The 21,652-nt window shown below is 50.0% G+C and carries 20 protein-coding genes and 1 pseudogene; 1 reads left to right on the top strand and 20 read right to left on the bottom strand.

What is annotated here, in order from left to right; translation table 11 throughout:
- Nucleotides 1-36: 36 nt before the first annotated feature.
- From Q9L42_RS08770 to Q9L42_RS08730, 9 genes are all read right to left on the bottom strand, one after another.
- The gene (locus Q9L42_RS08770) at nt 37-1,695 is read right to left on the bottom strand and encodes an AAA family ATPase (protein WP_349432642.1); all 1,659 of its coding nucleotides are present in this window, start codon (nt 1,693-1,695) and stop codon (nt 37-39) included.
- A gap of 102 nt (nt 1,696-1,797) precedes the next feature.
- Nucleotides 1,798-2,133, bottom strand: a complete 336-nt coding sequence (locus Q9L42_RS08765; protein ID WP_349432641.1) for a hypothetical protein — start codon at nt 2,131-2,133, stop codon at nt 1,798-1,800.
- 41 nt (nt 2,134-2,174) lie between these two features.
- Nucleotides 2,175-3,425, bottom strand: a complete 1,251-nt coding sequence (locus Q9L42_RS08760; RefSeq protein ID WP_349432640.1) for an ISL3 family transposase — start codon at nt 3,423-3,425, stop codon at nt 2,175-2,177.
- A 173-nt stretch (nt 3,426-3,598) separates the two neighbouring features.
- The gene (locus Q9L42_RS08755; RefSeq protein WP_305908822.1) at nt 3,599-4,960 is read right to left on the bottom strand and encodes a Fic family protein; all 1,362 of its coding nucleotides are present in this window, start codon (nt 4,958-4,960) and stop codon (nt 3,599-3,601) included.
- 253 nt (nt 4,961-5,213) lie between these two features.
- Nucleotides 5,214-6,956, bottom strand: a complete 1,743-nt coding sequence (locus Q9L42_RS08750) for an ABC transporter ATP-binding protein (RefSeq protein ID WP_349432639.1) — start codon at nt 6,954-6,956, stop codon at nt 5,214-5,216.
- Nucleotides 6,957-6,989: 33 nt separating this feature from the next.
- Nucleotides 6,990-9,401, bottom strand: a complete 2,412-nt coding sequence (gene ppsA, locus Q9L42_RS08745) for a phosphoenolpyruvate synthase (protein WP_349432638.1) — start codon at nt 9,399-9,401, stop codon at nt 6,990-6,992.
- 248 nt (nt 9,402-9,649) lie between these two features.
- Complete coding sequence (locus Q9L42_RS08740; RefSeq protein ID WP_305908824.1) at nt 9,650-10,132, bottom strand: hypothetical protein; 483 nt, start codon at nt 10,130-10,132, stop codon at nt 9,650-9,652.
- A 123-nt stretch (nt 10,133-10,255) separates the two neighbouring features.
- On the bottom strand, nt 10,256-11,467 hold the full coding sequence (locus Q9L42_RS08735) for an APC family permease (RefSeq protein ID WP_305908825.1): 1,212 nt from the start codon (nt 11,465-11,467) through the stop codon (nt 10,256-10,258).
- Nucleotides 11,468-11,492: 25 nt separating this feature from the next.
- Nucleotides 11,493-11,699 carry a DUF6494 family protein gene (locus tag Q9L42_RS08730; RefSeq protein ID WP_305908826.1) on the bottom strand — a complete coding sequence of 69 codons (207 nt, stop codon included), beginning with the start codon at nt 11,697-11,699 and terminating at the stop codon, nt 11,493-11,495.
- 319 nt (nt 11,700-12,018) lie between these two features.
- Here Q9L42_RS08730 and Q9L42_RS08725 point away from each other — a divergent pair, with 319 nt between their 5' ends.
- Nucleotides 12,019-12,486, top strand: a complete 468-nt coding sequence (locus tag Q9L42_RS08725) for a hypothetical protein (protein WP_305908827.1) — start codon at nt 12,019-12,021, stop codon at nt 12,484-12,486.
- Between the two features lie 21 nt (nt 12,487-12,507).
- Here the strand turns inward: Q9L42_RS08725 and Q9L42_RS08720 are convergent, their stop codons facing one another.
- The 11 genes and pseudogenes from Q9L42_RS08720 to bfr form a co-directional block, all read right to left on the bottom strand.
- Nucleotides 12,508-12,951: a ferritin-like domain-containing protein gene (locus tag Q9L42_RS08720; RefSeq protein ID WP_305908828.1), complete on the bottom strand. Its 444-nt coding sequence runs from the start codon at nt 12,949-12,951 to the stop codon at nt 12,508-12,510.
- A 106-nt stretch (nt 12,952-13,057) separates the two neighbouring features.
- Nucleotides 13,058-13,429 carry a thiol-disulfide oxidoreductase DCC family protein gene (locus tag Q9L42_RS08715; RefSeq protein WP_305908829.1) on the bottom strand — a complete coding sequence of 124 codons (372 nt, stop codon included), beginning with the start codon at nt 13,427-13,429 and terminating at the stop codon, nt 13,058-13,060.
- 1,028 nt (nt 13,430-14,457) lie between these two features.
- Nucleotides 14,458-15,156, bottom strand: a complete 699-nt coding sequence (locus Q9L42_RS08710; RefSeq protein WP_305908830.1) for a rubredoxin-like domain-containing protein — start codon at nt 15,154-15,156, stop codon at nt 14,458-14,460.
- A gap of 42 nt (nt 15,157-15,198) precedes the next feature.
- Nucleotides 15,199-16,017: a RibD family protein gene (locus Q9L42_RS08705; RefSeq protein ID WP_349432637.1), complete on the bottom strand. Its 819-nt coding sequence runs from the start codon at nt 16,015-16,017 to the stop codon at nt 15,199-15,201.
- Between the two features lie 98 nt (nt 16,018-16,115).
- Complete coding sequence (locus Q9L42_RS21460; RefSeq protein WP_432648886.1) at nt 16,116-16,295, bottom strand: YjbQ family protein; 180 nt, start codon at nt 16,293-16,295, stop codon at nt 16,116-16,118.
- A gap of 19 nt (nt 16,296-16,314) precedes the next feature.
- Nucleotides 16,315-16,512: pseudogene (locus tag Q9L42_RS21455) on the bottom strand (YjbQ family protein); the annotation flags it as partial.
- Nucleotides 16,513-16,722: 210 nt separating this feature from the next.
- Nucleotides 16,723-17,178, bottom strand: coding sequence for a phosphohistidine phosphatase SixA (sixA, locus tag Q9L42_RS08695; RefSeq protein ID WP_305908834.1), 456 nt, complete (start codon nt 17,176-17,178; stop codon nt 16,723-16,725).
- A 27-nt stretch (nt 17,179-17,205) separates the two neighbouring features.
- Nucleotides 17,206-18,156, bottom strand: a complete 951-nt coding sequence (locus Q9L42_RS08690; protein ID WP_305908835.1) for a 1-phosphofructokinase family hexose kinase — start codon at nt 18,154-18,156, stop codon at nt 17,206-17,208.
- 30 nt (nt 18,157-18,186) lie between these two features.
- The gene (ftsH, locus tag Q9L42_RS08685) at nt 18,187-20,121 is read right to left on the bottom strand and encodes an ATP-dependent zinc metalloprotease FtsH (protein WP_349432636.1); all 1,935 of its coding nucleotides are present in this window, start codon (nt 20,119-20,121) and stop codon (nt 18,187-18,189) included.
- Between the two features lie 199 nt (nt 20,122-20,320).
- Nucleotides 20,321-21,091, bottom strand: coding sequence for an alpha/beta hydrolase (locus tag Q9L42_RS08680; RefSeq protein WP_305908836.1), 771 nt, complete (start codon nt 21,089-21,091; stop codon nt 20,321-20,323).
- An 85-nt stretch (nt 21,092-21,176) separates the two neighbouring features.
- Nucleotides 21,177-21,641 carry a bacterioferritin gene (gene bfr, locus Q9L42_RS08675; protein ID WP_305908837.1) on the bottom strand — a complete coding sequence of 155 codons (465 nt, stop codon included), beginning with the start codon at nt 21,639-21,641 and terminating at the stop codon, nt 21,177-21,179.
- Nucleotides 21,642-21,652 lie beyond the last annotated feature (11 nt).

The following is a 21,652-nucleotide window of genomic DNA, read 5'->3' as shown; positions in this document are numbered from 1 at the left end:
CGGAAGGTGGGTCGTCTGCATGGCATTGTTGTGTGACTACTGCGCCATATCTTGCAAGAAATCAGAGTATAGATAATCAGATTCAGACAATAAATCCACCTCTTTGCCAAAGCGAGTGAACATCGATGACCGTACTTGCGATAGCATGAATTTTCCCAGGCGCTTCTCCGGCGGCAACGGAACTTGATCACCCATTAATGCCAGAGTGTCCGGGGCATTTGCGTTTTTGTATAGCTTCTTTTTTGCTTCGTCTCGCTTTCGTGAGAATTTGTGAGTAAGCTTGTTGTGCGTAGCAAGTGCTAGTTCATCGAGCCATTTTTCAATTTGCTCCTGATCCTCTTTGAGCAATTCGGAAATATGGCCTGGGTCGACATAATAGCTTTCAATATCAGATCCTTCGGTCACAAAAGCGAGTGCACCAGATTTTTCTATTTTTTTCTTCAAATCTTCGGTTTCGTCATCTGTCAAAAAGTCGTTATCAGCATGGACAATCACCTTCGTGTTGGGTGCTGCTTCCAAGATAAATTCAGTGAGCACGAATGCGGCGTTTAGATTTGAAGACGCTTTGTAGGAATAAATATTTGTTTTTGCCATATCAAAACCGGAAGACTCGGCTAATTTTCGTATTAATGTTAAGTTCGTATCTTCGGTTAATATGACCCGATCTTTAGATCCATTGATGAGATTATCAAAGCTATCCAATGCGCCGATATCCATCAATATTGGCACCTTATGAAGACCAATTCCCTGTTCCTGTATTTTTCCACCCTTCATCCAAACGAAATTGGACTCACCATATAGAGCTTCCACTAAATGCCTGCTGTGCGTCGAAACAATAATTTTAGTTTCTAACCGATCGACCAGCGCAACGAATGATTCGGCGAGCAACCCCTGGTTGTCTGGATGAAGGTGCGAATCTGGTTCATCGAGTAGTAGCAGTTTAGGTTTGAACAAAGTGGCGTAAGAGAATATCTGAAGGGCTTGTAAAACACCCGTTCCAATTAATTCAATCGGGGTTTTTTTGTGAGCCGAACCAGCCCGGACCAAACAATGAATATGACTGTCATGGACTGGATCGAAATTTATCTCGATGCTGAAATTAGGAAACACTAACTTCATAAGCTGCGTCAATTCAGACAGTAACTTCTTTCTCTTTATCAGAAGCAATACATTTCGCAAATAAAGGTTCGCATCACCGCTTGCCACACCTTTCCGAACGACGCTTTCTGAGCGATATTCCTCCAGCTCCGGTATTCCCGCAAGCCCCGGAACATACACCGAGAACGGAGGAATGAATGCCGTAACCATTCCACCAATTGTTAGGTTCCCGCGGCGTTCACAGCCTACATTTCCCTCATTTCTTCCCCGGTAGACTCGGACGGTGTACGTATCCTCTTCTTCATCGTCTACGACTCTAACGCGTAGATATCCGAAAGCGGATTGATTTTGATAAGGCCCGCCGTTTCGAAGGTCTACAAAGTTTCTCGACGGACAATAGAGCAAAGATTGTTGAGTAAATGTAACGCGATCAAGTCGCCGTGCGGCAACTGCCGCTCCCGCAGAAAAGTGAATGCCTTGAAGCATGCTACTTTTTCCAGAATTATTAGATCCGACTAGGACATTGATGTCACTCAGTTCGATTTCAGCTTTTTGAACTCGCTTGAATCGCTCAAGTTCGACGCTAGTAATTTCCATGTCTTCCTCTAGTCACACAACGCCAAGGGTAACTTGACGGAAAATGCGTAGCGACGATAGGCGCGTAGCGTTTGACGGTCAAGTTGACCCGCTGGTTAGCACTCATTTTGCGACCTCTGCTGAATAATACTCAGTGTGTTGATCGGAAAGTGGCTCAACCTTAAACCTATAATCCACAAGCTCTGGATTATCTGATGTGACAACGATTCTGAACCGGTTTGCCTCAAACCAACCCGCACCTGTTGCCGACGCGTCTCGAACTACCAGTCCCTTGGGAAGAGTGAACAGCACCTTGTTTGAACCAAATAATCCAACCCTGATATCTTGGGACAACACGCCGATCCTCCCGTTGGCGACTTCGGCGCAACCTTGGAGAGCAACATAAAGCAGCAATCCACCGAGAATGAAGTTTAGTATTATTGAGAAAACCAAGCGCAAATGTTTTGGCTCTCTAGGATTTCCCGTGGTAACCCCAATATCTAGTGTCCCGTAAACAAAGTCCGGCGTCCCTGCACATCCAGCCAAATATGCTGGAATAATCGGCCCAGGTTATAAATACCGTAGCAGCGGCGCTTGATCTCTTTGATTTTGTTATTCAACCCTTCAACAAACCCGCTGGTTTCACGCCGAATAAAATAGTTGGTGATGTGATCACGCCAGTTGTTTAATGTTGTGACAAAAGACGTGAAACAATCCAATCTCAATTCCGCAATTCTATTCAGCCACTGCGTTAACGCGTGTTCGGCCTGCGCTTTGGTCAGGTTCTGTTCAAAGAGACCGGTTAGGACTTCACGTTGAACATAGACCTCTTTCAGTACCGGTGCCTGCCGGAATAACGACAATAAAACGATTTGCTGTTCTTCGGTCAAGCGATTCCAAGGCTTTCGAAACGCCCACATGGCGCCTTTCAGTTGAGCATACTCCGATTCCGGTAAGGTTTGTTTCAGTTGCTTCATTTCGGCTTTGCGCGCTTTATCGGCACAGTCACGATAATGTTTGGCGACATGAAAGCGGTCTACCACAACCTGAGCGTTGGGTAGGGTTTCTTGAGCGGCATTACAGTAACCTTCGTTCATATCGATGCAGACACGACGGATGCTTTGGCATTGCCGAGGCGGCAGCGTCTTTAAAAAGGCCTTGACGGTTTCTTTTTTGCGATCCGGTAACACCGCCAAGAGATACTTTTCACGTTGCGCCGTCAGTCCGGACACGATGACGACAAAATCCTTATGGCCTTTCTTCAAGGCAATTTCATCAATTCCAATCAACTCTAAATCGGGCACTGTCGACCAGTCCACTTGGCGCTGAATATGCCGATCGAGGACACCTTCAATACAACCGATGCTGAGATTCCGTTTCAGGCTGACGTCACTGAGCGTGCTATTGACCAACTCGCGTAAAATCCAATTCTCATAGGCTTTGGTATGCGGGCTCTTGGGATCGTACCACTCGCAACGTTGCGTTGTCGTTGGCCCTTTGTCACAGTAGGGACATTGAAAACGCTTCGGCCGGATGCGAATCCAGACCGGTCGGTCAAAAATCGGTAGATGCCGTAGCGTAATCGCTTTGTCGTAACCGTGAAATTTGTCGATCGTCCGTCCGCAGTGACGACATACCGCCGTATCACGGGTACTGACAACAGTGATCACCAGACCCTTATCGGTTTGTTCGTATTTTTCGACGCTAACATTGGGCAAGTCTAACGGTATTTGTATCTGCGGTTGATTCATTGGCATTCAAAAAAAAGTCGTGTCGTTCTGGTATTTTACAAGAGGCTCCGGTTGCGGTCTTCTAACATACTATATGTTGTGGTCTCCCACGGGAAATCCGGAAGAACCAAATTGGAAAGGCTGTTTTCGCTTCGGGGTGAGATGTGGGTAATCGTGTGATCTAACCTTATTCGTTAGAGTTTGTTTTCAATCAATCTTGTTTTTAAATCTGGTGGCGATACAAAAACAAATGAATTTCCATACTTTCTTTTTCTTAATAGATGAAGTTGATCTGACATTTTCAACAAGTCTGTTCTAGCCGTCTGATAACTAATTGCATGTGAAGCTTGATGTTCCTGAATACGGTAAATCGCATTAGGGTTTTTCAGAGCATGTTTGAGTAATGATAATTGTCTATGGTTAAGCTGACCTCGAGCTTTCGACTTATCTAAAAGTTTTTCAGCTTCTTCAATCTCATTAGCTTTCCTTTCCAAATACTTATGTAAGGAAGCAATGCCTTCTCTTATCACATTCATTTGATGGATAAGAAAATAGGTTAAATCACCATCGTCAGTTTCTGAATATAGATATGCATTCCCATATTGAACAGGTGCTTTTTTTATTATTCTCGATATAGATATAAATTCAATTAACCAATAACCATATTTAGCCATTGCCCAATAGAATAATGCCCGCGCTGTACGGCCATTACCATCAATGAAGGGATGATCATAGCCAATCATGAAGTGTAAAATAATGGCTTTAATTGCCGGATGAATAAATTCATTTTTTAAAGAATTATTAGCAAAATCACAAATTCTATCAATTCGCTCCGGAAGTTGCTCTGCATCTGGAGGGGTATGCAAGATTGAAGATTCTGTTGCATCTACGACATGAATCTTATCATTAGCATCTCTATATTGGCCTGCTTTAGCTGGATCATCCAGTGTACTTTTGGTAATAACCTCATGAAAATATTTGATTAATGATGGGGTTAAGGCATCATCTTTATATTCTCTAATGACTTCCATAGCTTTATAGTTATTAAAAATCATTTGTTCGCTATGGTCTTTTGGCTTTCTACCTTGTCTCAACATTTCTTTGGCGACATCTCTAGTTGTAGATGCACCTTCAAGCTGACTCGAGTTAATTGACTCTTCTATAAGAGAGCTAACTAAATAGGTATCCCGGGTATGAGGGTTGGTAATTGGTTGATCCATGGTAATGCTGCCGGCGGCATTCTGATCTAACCAATGCAAGTCTTCTTGTAATGAATCAGGTATACAAAAATTAAAAGGACGTCCAGCTTTATCATAAAGGGGGATATTTTTTAATACTTTCTGTCTTGCAGTCTTAACGATAAACCAATACTCTTCGCTGGAAAGGTCTTCTGGTGGCGGCAAATGCTTTAGTTTTGTCCAGTGAAGATAACGTCCTTTATTATCAAGTAATCCTTGATTAGCGCTTAAAATATGGACAATTTTTTCTTTGTTATCCTCTTCAAACAATCGTTTTAAAATTTTATCGGTAGATGGCGGGGATTCTGGTACTCTCATGGATATTGCCAATTACTAATTTACACGATATTAGTATAGTCTATACAATTGGTATTTACTAATTTTTTTCAAATTAGTATTTTTATTTTGAAAGCAAAGAAAGAAAATCAGGGGTCAAGTCTTGCAATCAAACACTGATGTTGACTTAAATGACTTGTATGTATTTTACTGCCGCCATTGGAGCTCATAGCACTTTGGTCCGCATAGGAGCGATAGCGACTATTCGGCTGATCGAACGGAAACACATCCTTAATTACTCTCCCAAAAAATCTCCCTTCTGATGCTGCCACATTTGATAATAACGGCCCTGCTGCGCCAGTAATTGCTGGTGGCTGCCCTGCTCGATGATCCTTCCCTGCTCTAACACGATGATTCTGTCCATTCGCAAAATGGTCGACAGACGGTGAGCGATGACGATGGCGGTTTTATTCTTCAGCAGTTCGAAGATGGCCGTTTGAATCTGTTGTTCGGTCAGCGAATCGAGCGCACTGGTCGCTTCGTCCAGCACGACGATCGGCGCATCTTCGAGAAAAGCCCGGGCGATGGCGATGCGCTGTTTCTCGCCGCCGGACAGCTTAACGCCGCGTTCGCCGACCTGGGTATCGAAACGTTGCGGCAATTTTTCGATAAATTCCAGGCTTTGCGCCTTTGCGGCCACAGCCTGCAGCTCCGCCTCGGACACGTCGCCGCCCAGCGTGATATTGTCGCGCACCGAACGGTGAAACAGCTCCGGCTGTTGCGGAATCAACGAGATCTGTTTTCGCAGCGATGCCAGCGTGAAGTCTCGACTATCGATGCCGTCGAACAGGATTGCACCGGCTTGCAGTTCGACGAAACGGAACATTAGCTTAGTCAACGAGGTTTTTCCGGAACCGGACTGGCCTACCAGGGCGACATGTTCGCCGGCATCGATCTGCAGGGAAAAACCCTGAAACAGCGGCTCTTGGCCGCCATAGGCAAAATCGACATTGCAGAAGCGAATCATCCCTTGGGTCATTTGTCGATCCTCGGCTTCGGGAAGGTCGATCTCCAACTCGTCATTTCTGAACACCTCGGTCATTTCCTTGGCGTCGGCCAGCGCGGTGAAAAAGTTGCGCAGGTTGCGGCCGAATTCCCACAATCGCTGTATCAGCATCACCATGATAGCTTGAAACAACACAAATTCGCCGACTTGAAACGCACCGCTACGCCACTTGTCGATCATCAGGTAGACCAGCAGCAGTTCGATACCGAATATCATCAAGCCCTGGACGGCGAAGGAGATGAACATCAATATCCAGGCGATTTTCTTGCGCCGATAAACCTGATCGGAGGCCTGATTGACGCGTTGCTGCTCCTGTTCTTCGAGGACGAAGCTTTTGACGATGAAAATGTTGCTGATCGCGTCCGAATAAACCCCGCCCACTGTCGAGTCGGCTTTCGCCACCGCTTCGTCGAATTTCAGCTTCCAAACGGAAAAGCCGATATTCCAGCTCAGGTAAATGGCAACCCAGCCGAGAAAATACAACGCGAATCGCGGTTGCTGCTGGTAGAAGATCACGAAGGCCATGACGATGGCCAGCATGTTCATGTACAGCTGAAAAAACACCCAATCGAGGATGATCTCGAAAGAGCGGGAAAATCGGTTGGCCTGCTTGATCAGGCTGCCGGAAAAGCTGTTTTCGAAGAACAGGTATCGCTGTTTTTTCAACACATCGAAACAGCGTTTTTCCAACAGGTTGATGCCGCCGCCTTCCACCGGAATGATGCCGATTTCCAGAAAGCGCCACGACAACCAAACCCCGCTATAGCAGATGGCGACCATCGACAGGTTATCCAACAACATAGCCAGCGTGGCATCGGAATAGTTCTCCGCTAAGCCGTTGGCGATGTTTTTGTACAAGACCGGCACATAAAAATCGAGCACCGTCCCACTGGTCAAACCGAAAAGACAAAGCAGAAAATACCATTTCTTCTGCCAGCCGACCCGACCGTACTCCCTGAAAATAATAGCCATGCTGTCAGCCGAAAGGCATGAACCGCCTGGTGATTAATGGGCTTTTCGCAAACGCTTTTCCACCTCGAGCACATGCAGCGTGGTTTTGATCACGGTGTCCGGATTCAGGCTCATCGATTCGATACCGAGTTCGACCAAAAATTCGGCCATTTCCGGATAATCGGACGGCGCCTGCCCGCACAGCCCGGAATAGCGGCCATTGCGTTTCGCGCCTTCCACGGCCATGCGAATCAGCGTCTTGACGCCTTCGTCGCGTTCGTCGAAATCGAAGGAAACGATTTCCGAATCCCGGTCCACCCCCAGCGTCAACTGAGTCAGATCATTGGAGCCGATCGAAAAGCCGTCGAAAAGTTCGGCAAAGGCGTCGATCTGGATGACATTGTTCGGTATCTCGCACATGACATAAACTTTCAGGCCGTTTTCACCTCGTTTCAGGCCGTACTCGGCCATCTTGTCCAATACCCGTCTTCCCTCCTCGACCCGGCGGCAGAACGGAATCATCAGGATGACGTTGGTCAGCCCCATTTTGTCTCGCACCCGCTTCATCGCCTCGCATTCCAGCGCAAAGCCTTCCTGATAATTGGGATGGGTATATCGGGAGGCGCCGCGGAAGCCGATCATCGGGTTGTCTTCGTTGATTTCGAAATTGCCGCCGCCCAGCAAGGAGGCGTATTCATTGCTTTTGAAATCGGACATGCGCACTACGACCGGCTTCGGATAAAAAGCCGCGGCGATCGTGCCGACCCCTTCCGCCAAACGCTGGACAAAATAATCGACCGGCTGCTGGTAGCCACGCAACAGGCGCTTGATTTGCTGTTTTTCGCCACCATCCTGCACCCGGTCTGGATGCAGCAGCGCCATCGGATGGATCTTGATATATTCGTTGATGATGAATTCCATGCGCGCCAGCCCGACTCCGTCATTGGGCAGAAAACTGCTCTTGAACGCCAAGTCGGGATTGCCCAGATTGAGCATGATTTTCGTTTCCGGGCGCTCCATGCCGCTGAGATCAGTCTTTTCGATGTCAAAAGGAATCTCGCCGCGATACACCTTACCGGTATCGCCTTCGGCGCAGCTAACGGTCACTTGTTCGCCGGTTTTGATGTCGGAGGTGGCGTTGTCGCAGCCGATCACGGCCGGTATGCCCAATTCCCTGGCGACGATCGCGGCATGGCAGGTGCGGCCGCCGCGGTTGGTGATGATCGCCGAGGCGATTTTCATGATAGGCTCCCAATCCGGCGAAGTCGTGTCGGACACCAACACCTCGCCTGCGCGGAATTCGGACAGTCTATCGGTGCCGGATATGATGTGAGCTTTGCCTGTCGCGATCTTGTCGCCGACGGCATGACCTTGGGCCGCGACTTCACCGTCGCCTTTCAGCCGGTATTCCTCCAACAGCATGCCTTGTTTCTGCGAGGTGACCGTTTCCGGCCGCGCCTGCACGATATACAGTTCGTCATCCAGCCCGTCCTTGGCCCATTCCATGTCCATCGGCCGGTCCTTGCCGGCCGTCTGACTATAGAGCTGTTCGATCTGAATCGCATAATCGGCCAGCTTCAGCGCATCCTCATCGCTTAAACAATAGGATTCCCGCTCCTTGGCCGAGGTCACGACATTTTTGGTCGCTTCACGGGTGTTGCCCTCGTTGTAAATCATCTTGATTTTTTTCGCCCCCAGCATGCGGCGCAACACACAGCGGTGTCCCTGCTGATAGGTGGGTTTGTGCACATAGAACTCATCCGGATCGACATTGCCTTGTACGACATTCTCACCCAAGCCATAGGCCGCGGTAATGAACACGACCTCGCGAAATCCCGATTCGGTGTCCAACGAAAACATCACTCCGCTGCTGGCCAGATCGGAACGCACCATTTTCATCACGCCGATCGACAGCGCCACGTCGAAATGATCAAAGTCGTGATCGATCCGGTAATGAATCGCCCGATCGGTAAAAAGGCTGGCGAAACAACGACGGCAGGCTTCCAGCAATTCGGCCATGCCGTTAACATTCAGATAGGTGTCCTGCTGACCGGCAAAACTGGCGGTCGGCAAGTCTTCCGCAGTGGCCGAACTGCGCACCGCTAGGCTCAGCCCTTCCCCATACTGCTGCTGCAATTGCCGATAGGCCTGACTGATTTCCTCTTCCAGATCTGCCGGAATGCCGGCCGCATAGACGATCTCGCGGGCTTTGCGGCCGCAACGGGCAAGGCTTTCGACATCATGCTGCTGCAATGCGTCCAAAGTTTCGCGTAACGAGGCCATGCTGTCGCTGCTCTCCAGCATATAGCGGTAAGCCTCGGCGGTAATGGCGAAACCGTTCGGCACTTTGACGCCGCGAGACTCCAGTTTTTGATACATTTCCCCCAGCGACGCATTTTTACCGCCCACCAAAGGTATATCCTCGATACCGATTTCATCGAAAAAACGAATATATTGATACCCCATGACCACGACCTCGTATTGTTGTAGCAATTATTGTCATTGATCCGAATCCGTGCCAAATCAATGCCCAGTGATCGCCCCCGTCCCCCTCTTGTTCATCCATGACTCGGCGCTAAGGTTGATGCTGATGGCGGGCGCGTTTTCCCCTTGATCTGTTATCAACTATCTTAGCCCGGATGGAGTTTCAAGGGAATGGAAACTCAGGAAAACAAACGAGGATTAAAGATTCAAGTCGGCTTATCCGCCCTCTCTTACCGGTTTCTGTGAGTATCGTAACGTGAATGCCCTCGTTCCCTGCCCGACCTTCTATTGAATTTTTCTACGTTCGAACGCCGCGAACCTTGCCTGTCTAAGCGGCTTTTATTTGATCGTCGATCCGATAAATACCGGTCTTTCCGAGGCCGTTTGCTCGATTGCCGATCGCGAAAATCACGATGGGCATGTGATCTTGGCCGTTTTGTATAGTGTTTATCATAGCGGCGACCCTCATGCCGATCGCGATAACGATAAGTTTTATACACGGGCCGTTTGTGAACGCGATGCTTTCGTACTATCGGCCTATCGACATAGACTTGCCTGGCGCCGTAAACCGGATAGGAATAAGACGAGGCGTAACTGCTGGCGCCGACGGCGTAGCCGCCATCATAATAACCGGAATAATAACCGCCATGATGTGCGCAGCCGCCCAGATACAATGCTAAAACGGCAATGATCGCTTTTGTCAGAATATTCATATCTCTGTCCTCCTGTATGCGTGTAATACAGGATATGACGACAATGCTGAATCGGCGGTGAATTAAGCCTGAATATTTGGTTGTGTCGCTATCTAAGCACGGACTCTTCCTCAAAATGAGCTTTCATTGAAACTGTAACACGATGAAACTCAGGCATAATAGAAAACTGATCGCCGGGACAATCAAAGGCACTTTAAAATAATGAAAAGGATGCTGCTTGTCCCTGATCTTAATGATGCACAGACTGAGGCTGATCAGGGCAAAAATAGTCAATATGATAAAACTGGTGATTTTGGCCAACTCGGCGATCGGCAGCCACAACGCCATCGTCAGCAAGATCGCCGCAAAAAACAGCGTCGCGATGACCGGTGTTCGGGTTTTATCGTGAATAAAAGCAAAACAAGCGGGAGCTGCGCCCTTTTCGGCCAGACCGTACAGGACCCTGGAAGCCATGACGATCTGCACCAATGCCCCGTTCATGATCGCGATCAGGCTGATTAGACTGATGATCTCGGCCGGAATATCGCTGTTACTTTGAAATATTAACGCAAACGGCGCCTTATGATCGGCCAGGACCGGAATCGGTAAGGTCAGTACCGCCGCCAAAGCAACCAACACATAAAACACCGTCGCAATCAGCAATGCCAAGATGATCCCCGACGGCAGATTCTTTTCCGGCTCGATCACTTCCTCGGCTACGTTAACCATGTCCTCGAAACCGATAAACGCATAAAAAGCTAGAAAGGCGCCGAGGATGATGTTTTGCCAGACCGGCCAGGAAAACGGCGGCAATAACGCGTGCCAATTAGCAGGAATAGACCATAGCTGCTCCCGACTGACAAACAATACCAATAGAATGCCGCTGATTTCAATCAGGGTCACCAGCGCCGCGACGTTGACCGACAGGGAAATGCCGACAATGGCGATGAGGCTGATTAATAACACAAATAACGAAATTGCGATGCCTTCGGAAACGACGATCAATTCATTCAGATAGCCATAAGCTCCCCTCGCCATCACCGCGGCGGAAACGATGCCGGTCAACACGATACCCCAGCCGACCAGCGCTGTCAGCCATCGCGCCTGGAATGCGTGATGAACATAGACGGCCTCTCCGGCGCTCTTCGGATAGCGTCCGGATAATTCCGCATAGGTGAAGGCGACGAACGCCGCGATCAGCGCCGACAGTAAGAATGAGAATGGCGCATATTGACCGCTTAATGCGGCGATTTTACCGATCAGCGCATAAATACCGGCTCCCAGTATCGTCCCCGCGCCGTAAAAAACCAACAGCGGTAATGTGATCGCTCTTTTCAGCGTCGCCTTGACTGCCATGACTGCAAGCGCCGCTGGCTCGGCGCTAATCCATCGCCAAATCACCCTCGATAGTCAACTTAAGGTCGACATCGGGCAACTCCAGCGTCATCTTGACGGGCAGGGTTTCCGAGCCCTGCAAATTGCCGTTTTCGATGGCCTTAAGGATCGCATGTTCGATTTCCCGTTGCGATGTCAATCCGACTTTCTTCAGATATTTTCTCACTTCCAAATTCAGGATATCTTCATTCATGTTGACCTCCTCAGTGATCAAGTTAGACGATTCAGCCGGCGCGCCGGCCTTGTGTTCAGCCTAGAAACAGCGGCCGATATGACAGACGAAGAGTTGCTAAGGATGTCGCATCCAGGCCTATAGGGATGTATTCACCCAGACCTAAATTCCATAGGCTAATGGCTGCGATAAATCATCTTCGTTTATTTAGGTGCTGGGTTCACGGCATCTTCTGGAGCAAGCAACTGATAGTTAAGGCAATATTTTCTCAATACCAAGCGAATAGTTACCTATTGTTAGACCTCTTTGTTTAGCCCCTGAATCGATAAAGGAGAAAGCGATGTCCTCAACCGGCCCGTCTGAGCGAACCCTCCCGTTGTCCAAAGCCCATCGACTGCCGAAGAGAAAATTGTCCGCCCAGGGTTTGCGCGCTCAACGGGTGGTCAATAAATATACCGCACTCGCCGGCGGCTCAGGCCTCATTCCTGTACCTTTATTCGGACAGCTGGCCGTAGCCGGACTGTTAACGAAACTGCTGCATGATCTCTGCCGAATTTACGGCGTTTCATTTTCCGACCATCAAATCAAAATCACCGTCGCCGCCATCCTCGGCGGCGCTCATGCCGAGTGGATCAACCACTACCTGATGAAATACATCCGAGGCTATACGCCTGTATCCAATGCCGCCGGCTCGCTGTTGTTGCGCCCCGCTATTTCCGCTTTACTGGTCTACTATATCGGCAAGATGTTCCTAGGCCATTTTGAATCCGGCGCCTGGGTCAGAGTGAAGGAACAAGGTCTCAGATAATTTCGCTGACAAGCTTCGCATTCATCCACCCGGCTTTTGCAGCATCTTGCGGACCTCGCCCAAATGGGTTTCTTCCAGCGCGAGCATGCGCCGGGCATATTCTTCCAACATGACATCGCGGTCCATCGTCAATTCCAGCAAATTCCTATACTCGGCGACGGCCAACAACTCATGCTCCAGCGATTCTTCCAGTATCGCGCCGATATCGTGACGATGGGTCTCCAGCAACGGTCCGATTCCCAACGAGGGATGGCCGCCCAAGTGCGTAATCATTTCGCCGGCCTCAGTCGCATGATTCAACGATTCAGTCGCCTGACCGCGCATCCAGGACACTATCGGAATGCGGCTGTAACCAAACACCATCAGAGAATAATGAGTGTAACGTACGACGCCGGCCAGTTCCGTTTCCAGGATCTTATTCAATACCTCAATCACCGCGTCTTTATCGATTCCGCTGTCAGTCATGATAGCCTCCTGAATTTGTTTAATGGAAATTTGACTATAACGCTTTTTTCCCGCTGTGAATACAATCTTTAAGCGGCTCACCAAGGCAGACTTGTTAGCTTTCGGCCTACAACCTTCCGCTACGCCGCAAACGGCTATTGACCAGTCGATGATAAAGCGAAGCCAGTAACGGTCGAATCAACGGCAGCCCTATCAGCCAGGCCAAAGGACGCAACAGCGGGGTCTTGCTCATCAGCAGAATATAGGCATCCAATTCCGATAAAATGCGTCCGTCCTGATCCTTGACATGCAATTCCTGCAAAGCCCTGTCCGGATCGATGCCTATCTCCCGCAGTTTTTGTTCCTGTCCGGTGATGTCTATCCAGCACACATCTTCAGCCTGCTTGCCGGCCAGCTTTCGATAGGTCTCCCGGTCACGCACGCATTGCGGACAGGCGCCGTCGTAATATACGCAAATTTTGTCATGTTCTTGAGCCATATCGCCCTCAACAAACCCTTTTATCAAAATGGCTATTAACTTACCGCTGGTTGTTTCCTGCCAGGCTTGCAAGATACAGCGTTAATACCTCCAGGGCTCCCTCATTAAAAAATACCTGAACCAACACATTGGTTAATATCGCGTCATTCCTCTCGGCGGGGCGGGTTATTTAACCCGCCCCAAACGTTTAACTTACTCTAGTCACGGTGGCCGCACTAACTATTCAGTATCTTTCAGGGTTTAGGGAGTAGACCATTGATTTCTCGGGACGCGTGAATACTTCCATGGCAGCTAACGGCATCCTGCCTCACGCGGCACTTGCACTTCCCTGTGCGGCGTAAGCTCTGACTGCAACGTCTGACCGTCAGGGACGATGGAAATGCAGATTTTGCAGGAGCAAAAAATCTGCCTGTTGCAGACAGCCCGATAAATCAATAGCCTACTCCCTCTGATAAAAATACGCTGAATAATTACGTCACGGTTGAATCGTTCAGGACCTCGTTGACCTGCATTTCGCATAGCGACATGCGGCTACTTGCGCTGCGGCTCCGCCAAAGTCTGCCTATAGGAGGCCCGCCCTCGGGCCGAATGGCTCTTTTCGCGCCGAAAGCGGAGCTCCTACGCAACGCACCGTCTTGCCTTCGGATGTGTCGAACTGCGTGAAGCGCATCAAAAACCGGTGCGCTTCCTATCATCAGCAGCAATTCCCACTTTGGCGTTCAAAAAGGGCATGGGGTGTGTTTGGCGTGGATGTCGGCAGCAAGGATGCTGCCGTCAAGCCCCCAGGGATGGGTTTACCCAGCACCTAAATTCCATGGCTACTGGACTATAAGCATAATTTAGGTGCTGGGTGAACGGCGCTCCTCGACAGACACACCCCATGCCCTAAACCCTGCAAAAATACTCAAACTGATGACATTGCTGTATCGTCAGCACACCCTACCCCACCCCTCTGTTTCAGGTAACCTGGGGTTTATATAGCCATTTTTATCAAAGAGACCACGTCGCTAAATCAGGGTTCATAGTCGCTAGTCAACGAGGCGCCGGAAATCGTCAAGCCACGGCTTAAAATCGCAACAATAGTTATAGCCGCAAACCGTCTTCAGCGGCCTCGACTTGATCAGCTTCAGGATAATTTGTGCGCCCTGCCTGGTTTCGCGTTCAGGCCCGAATGGATTCAAGCGCATCGACGAACCGGGCGGAAAGGCGTAATCGCAAATAAACAAAACATCCTGATAAATATACAGGGTGAAGCCGGGTGTATGTCCGCCGATGTGATAGGCCTCTATGCCTGCAAAAACAAAATCGTCGCTGAAACGCTTGTCGACCGGGAATGGTTTAGCCAAGGGATTCTCCGCATCCAGAGCATGCAGATACACGGTTGCCTGCCAAAGCTCGCGGTATTGGTTGGAAGCTCCCATGAAATGCGGATGAGTGAATAAAATCGCCTGTACCGGCTCCAGCGTTCGATTAAAGGCCGAAGGGCAGTCGATCCATACCGTTCCCTGTTTGGTTTCGACCCGATAGGCGGCATGCTCCAGTCCCAGGCGGGGTTCGGAAATAAGCTGAGTCACGTCTGCGTTGACGGGATAGGCGCAAACCCGGTAGGTTTTTTCCGCCTGCTCCCAGCTGATGAAATGATCCCTATCGGCGCCACAAAACGGACAGTGCTCGGGCTGTTCACCGATCATGTTGTAGCCGCACGTTTCGCAAACCCATTGTTTCATATGTCTTCTCCCGCGAACAAACGCCGAATTTTTTTATTGGCCTTACAGATCGAATTGCAGGAAAAACTGCCCGGAACCGGCGGGCGTGTCCTGCTGGTAATATAACGACTTCAATATCATATCGCCCTGCCCGGCCAACGCCGGACCGGTCAATAAGGTGCGAAAATCCAGACCGCCGATCAGTTGATGAGTCAGCGTCAGATAGAGGCGCGACAATTGCCGTTCTCTGACCATCGTATCCAGCATTTTCGGTCCCGCAATCAAATAAATGCTTCGATAGCCCAACTTTTTCAGTTGCCCGATTAACGCCTGTCCCTGCACCATCTGCTGCTCGCCGCTGAACAACACGGGGTAACCCTGTTCCTGCCATTGGCGAACTCGCCCCGCATCGGCTTTTTTTCCGGTGGCGATATAAACCTGCTGCCGATGTTCGCTAAGACTGGCATGCATCGGAAACTCCAGGCTGGCGCTGGCGATAATCACCGCCGGCTGTGCTTTCAGTCCGTTGCTGCGGCGCCATTCGGCCAGATCGGCTTTATTGACCTGGAGAATGTTTCCCAGTCTTTGCTCGCTTAGCGCGCGCATATAGCCGCCATGAGTGATCAGACAATCAGCCTGGGCATGCAATTCCATGAACAGGCTGAAATCCGAAGCCGTGGTGATATGTTTGGGAATATAAGGCGGAGTGTTTTGTCCGCTGTCTTCGATGGCGATGCGGCCGTCCAGGCTGGACAGGAAATTGGCGTAAACGAAAGGAGTCTCGGCGCCGCCCTGTCTCTGCAAGCGATGAGCCAAATAGAGACCGCACAAAGAAACTCGCTCACTGAAATGGGGATAAAGCGCGCATAATTGTTCCGACATTGCAATGACCTCATTCATTTTCCGCGGCAGAAAATTCCACCTGATGATTTCTCGACCCGCGCATGCCTGACTAAATACAGGCCGGACTCATTACCCGCTTACGCCGTCATCACGGTACAGACTATCTTTCGCGAACTGCGCGGACCGTCGAATTCACAAAAAAAGATATTCTGCCAAGTCGACAAGCCCAATTCTCCATCGATGATCGGGATGGTTTCCGACGGCCCTACCAAGCCCGCTTTCAAATGAGAATCGCCGTTGCCGTCCCTGGCGATCATGTAACCAAACGCCCCTAGGAATGAGCTTTCGCAGCAGATCGACGACATCGGCCTGTACGCTGTCATCCCAATTTTCTTGTATCATGATGGCCGCCGTCGCCCCCTGAGCATAAACATTGACCAGGCCGTTGCGTATGCTGCTGTGGCGCAACCAGGCTTTCACTTGTTCGGTAATATCAATCAGCTGCTCGCGTTGATGACTGCTAATTTCGATCATTTGCATCGGTCGGCTCCGTGTATGACTTAGGAATATGCAAAAATAACTTCCCGAAACAGTAGGCTTTGTGGAGGTTCGGTAACTCGCTTGACAGAACGCCGTGAATACATCCGTGTAGGCTTGACGGCGGCTATCCCTGCCGCCGACACCTGTCAATCGAGCCACCGATTCCTCTTCCGACATTTGGAAAAGTTATTTCATACTCGTTCCTTAATCGATCAGCGGCATCATCGTCCACTTTAGCGCCCAATGTGGATACTCGTTTTGCTCAAGACAGACGATGCCTCCATGCTGAAACTTAATGATGGCTGGCTCGGCACGGCCGGTCAACAAATAGGCGGCCAAACGCGCCATGAAAGGCAAATGACCGACCAGCATCGCTTGATCGGGCCATTGAAAATGTTGTGCGAAGACCTCGACATCGTCCAATGGCGCAATGCCGTCAATCGCTTCCATCCGGTCGACGTTAAGATGCTGCGCAAATAGCTCGGCCGTTTGCAAGGCGCGTAGCTTACCGCTATGAAATATGGCGCCGACTTCTATCTGTGCCTCAACCGCCTGCCCCGCCACCTTGATAACTTCTTCCCGGCCTTGGACCGTCAGGCTTCTGTCCGGATCGGCCTCTTTGGCAAAACATTTGCCGTGTTGCACCAGTAAGATGTTCATCAGCCCTCCTTCGTCGATTGAATGACCTCAGCAGCAAAGCGGCGCCAAACTGCGGATGTCGACTTGCGCCTCGATAGCCTGTTGCAACGATTGGGAAAATCCGCCCGGCTCGCTGGAAAACAGATTGCCCGTCGCGCAGGACACCGCCGTTTTGACGACTTCCTCCAACGGTTTTCCGTGCAAAGTCGCCGCCGCCAGCCCCGCCACCAGCGCATCGCCACAGCCGATGTGACTGACCACATCGCCAGGCAAGGACTGAACGCAGGCGGCCAACGACACTTCGCGGCCCACGACCACCAGACCTTGGTCGCCGCGAGAGACACAAACCCAGTCTACGCCTTGCTCTACAATTCTGCGCGCGGCGGCGACGATCGCTTGTTCATCGACCAACGATTCGCCAGCAATTTCTTCGAGCTCAGGCAGATTCGGTTTGATCAAATAAGGCTTGGCCGCTAACCCCGTCCGCAAACCGTTGCCGCTGCTATCCAAAAACGCCATCACGCCTTTAGCGTGACACAATTCGATCAAACTTCGATACAAATCATCGGCGCCGCCAGGCAAACTGCCCGACAAAATCAGCAGGTCTCCGGCCGCAAGCATATCATCCAGCTTTGCGCTCAGTAGCCGACAATCGTCAGCGCTCACACAGAATCCGGCTGTTCTGATATGCGTTTCCCGCCGTTCCGCCGCATCGGACAAGGTGATATTGGTGCGGGTTTTGCCATCGACGGCGGTGAAATCGACATTCAATCCGGCCGAAATGAGTTCGCTAAAAACTTGCCAAGACTGGCGACCGACGAACCCTACACAAGTCACCGGTGTCTGCAACGACGCCAGCCCGCGGGCGACATTAATCCCCTTGCCGCAGGCAAATTCGCGACTGCTGCGGGCCTGAATGTTATCCTGGCGGCACAGTCCTTCGACTTCGATAAAGAAATCGATCGCGGTATTCGCGGTGACGCTGATAATCCTACTCATTTACTCCGGCGCGAGTCATCAACGCGCCGCTTATTTCAGCAACTCGGTCAACTCTTCTCTGCCTATCACTTCTTTTTCCTGCAGCAGCTCGGCTAATCGGTCAAGCAACGCACGTTGCCGGGTCAGTATGCCTTGGGCTCTTTTCTCCGCCTCGTCGATCAGCGCCTTGATTTCGTTATCGATCAAACGGGCCGTTTCATCGCTGTAGTTCCGTTGCTCGGCCTCTTCGGTCGGCAAAAACTGCAGCTGCTGACGCCTGCCATAGACTAAGGCTCCCAGTTTTTTACTCATGCCCAGATAACAAACCATGTTGCGGGCGATTTCGGTGGCTTTTTCCAAATCGTTTTGCGCACCGGTGGAAATAGCGCCCAACACAATCGCCTCGGCGCTGCGTCCTCCTAACAAGATCGCCAGTTGATCTTTCAGCTCTTCCTCGGTAGACAGGAATTTTTCCTCGACCGGCAGTTGCAAAGTAAAGCCCAATGCCGACACACCTCGGGGAATGATGGAAATTTTATGCACCGGTTGACCGGTCGGAACCTTTTCCGCAACCAGGGCGTGGCCGGCCTCATGATAAGCCACCCGGCGTTTTTCCTCGACGCTCAAGGCCCGGCCTTTCTTCTCCGGACCGGTCAGCACCCTATCGATCGCGGCCTCAAAGTTGGCCATCGTGACTTTATCCTGATTGTGGCGGGTGGCGATAATCGCCGCTTCATTGGCGATATTGGCCAAATCGGCGCCGACCAGGCCCGGCGTGCGTTTCCCGATAACCGACAAATCAATATCCTCGGCCATGGTCAGTTGTTTGCAATGCAGTTTCAGGATTTCGATACGATCCTGTAAATCAGGCTTGTCGACAACAATACGCCGATCGAAACGGCCGGCGCGCAGCAAAGCCGTATCTAACACCTCAGGCCGGTTGGTAGCCGCCATCACGACGACTCCGGAAGAGGGATCGAAACCATCCATCTCGGTCAATAACTGGTTCAGGGTTTGTTCGCGTTCATCATGCCCTCCCATCACCACAGGACCGCCGCGTGTACGTCCGATCGCGTCGAGCTCATCGATGAAGATAATACAAGGGGCTTTTTGTCTCGCTTGTACGAACAGCTCTCTGACCCTCGCAGCGCCAACACCAACGAACAGTTCGATAAATTCGGATCCGCTGATATTAAAAAACGGCACCCCGGCCTCTCCGGACACCGCCCTCGCCAACAGTGTCTTGCCGGTTCCCGGCGAACCGACCAACAGCACGCCCTTAGGCATGCGTCCGCCCAGTTTCTGGATTCTTTCCGGAGCCTTGAGAAAATCGATGGTTTCTTTCAGCTCCTGCTTGGCGCTTTCGGCGCCAGCCACGTCGTCGAAGGTGACTTTGGAGCCGGTATCGGGATGGATGCGTATCTTATTGCCGATGTTTAGAAAATCGCGTCCGGGTCCAGCCGCGGTGCGACGAAAAAACCAGGACCAGATAAACACCAGGATCACCATCGGCACCACCCAGTTGAAAATAATATTGCCCAGCCAGCTTTCACCGCTTCTGACCACATATTCAACGTCATGCTTCTCCATCAAATCGGCCAACTCCTCATTCCACAACGGAAACGTCATGAATTGTTCACCGTCTTTCAGCTTACCGATCATATATTTTTCGGTGACGACGACATTATCCACCTGATTTTCCTTGACCGCTTTCAGAAACTGGCTATAGGGAATTTCTTCATGCCTCAATTCCGCGGCGTTGTCAAATATGGACAGCAACAAGATAACGCCCAAGGCAATCGCAACCCAGCGCCAGTTTCCCGGTTTCGATGATTTTTCCTCGGTCGGCTGATTGATATCATAATCGGCTTCTTTCTTTGACAAGCTATTATCCAGCCTTGTAAATGCCTTCTTCAGCAACTGATAAACATTGGCAAAGAAGGCCTTAAGATAGGTCAAGAAATCATCTTTTTTTGAATCGGCCATGTTGCAGTCTCCACACAAAATAATCTTATCCAACAATACACCGTGATTCCGCCTATACGCAATAAAAGACTGTCATTTATGCCGGTTAATTTTTAATGCTGAAATACGTTTTGATGATGTCGCTAAGCAAGGGCTGATTAAATTGGGACAGCCAAAAGCTGTCCGCCAACCATGAGAGAAATCCAGGGATGAATTTTATTCAGCGTTTGTCCAGGAATTCCGCTATCAACCGATAATATTCGCCTCGACGGGAGATGGAGTTATGATTGCTGTCGGACAGCACATGCACATCGACCTGTGGATCCGGAAAAGCCGCGATTAAATGATAGGAATGACAAGGCCGTATAATCCGGTCATTGCCGGCCACCAATATCAAGACATCGGCGTTGATCCTTGCGGCCCTTGCTAATGAGTCATATTTGTCGGTCAGTATCCATGATATCGGATAGACCGGAAATTTCTTTTGTGCGACCTGTTCGATGCTGTCGAAGGGCGTCACTAGCACCAGTTTCTCGATATTTCGCTCCGCCGCCAGATAGGTGGCGACGGCGCTGCCTAAACTCCGGCCGATCACGGCAATACTAGCATGCCGTCGTGCCAGTTCATCATAAATATGCAACGCGTCGCTATATAAGGCCGCCTCGCTGGGTTGACCGGTGCTGCCGCCATATCCTCTGTAATTGATTAAATAAACGCTGCGTTCGGGTAAGGAGGCCTTGAAATAATGGGCATTGTAGCCCACCGACTCGGCATTCCCGCCAAAATACAGGACCGCAGCGTCATGTCCTGGGTTGACGACAAAGGTCTTGATGATGTCGCCGTTAATTCGGAAGTCCGTTTCGATCAGGCCATGATTTTTCACCAACGGAGTTGGATAGTAAAGAAAAGCATGCTGAAAACAATATAAAAAAATCCCGAATAACAAATAATTGATGACGATAAAGGCAACAATGTTCTTATAGGGCTTCATGATGTTATTGTTGCCAGCCGGTAGCTTCCGGATTTGCGAAGACAGACTGATCCGAGCGCTATACTCCGACTATGCTGTCGGTGCTTTACATCTGCGATTGCAGATAATTTTCGATGCCGATTTTATCGATCAATTCCAGTTGAGTTTCCAACCAATCGAGATGCTCTTCCTCACTTTCGAGAATATGCGTAAAGATATCTCTGGAGATATAATCCTTGACGGCTTCGCAATATTCAATCGCTTCTCTTAACAAGGGCAACGCTTTTTGCTCCAGTTTCAGGTCGCAACTCAACATTTCCTCCGGATTCTCGCCTATCATTAATTTGCCGAGGCTTTGCAGATTCGGCAAACCTTCGAGAAACAGGATGCGTTCGATCAACTGATCTGCATGCTTCATTTCATCGATAGACTCATGATATTCCTTCTCATTGAGTTTCTCGAAGCCCCAGTTTTTGTACATCCTGGCGTGTAAAAAATATTGATTGATTGCGGTCAGTTCGTTTTCCAGCGCCTGATTTAAAAATGCTATGACTTTGCTGTCACCTTTCATTCCCATCTCCA

The organism is Methylomarinum sp. Ch1-1 (assembly GCF_030717995.2).
GTDB lineage: Bacteria > Pseudomonadota > Gammaproteobacteria > Methylococcales > Methylomonadaceae > Methylomarinum > Methylomarinum roseum.
This window is presented reverse-complemented; position numbering and strand designations above follow the sequence as displayed.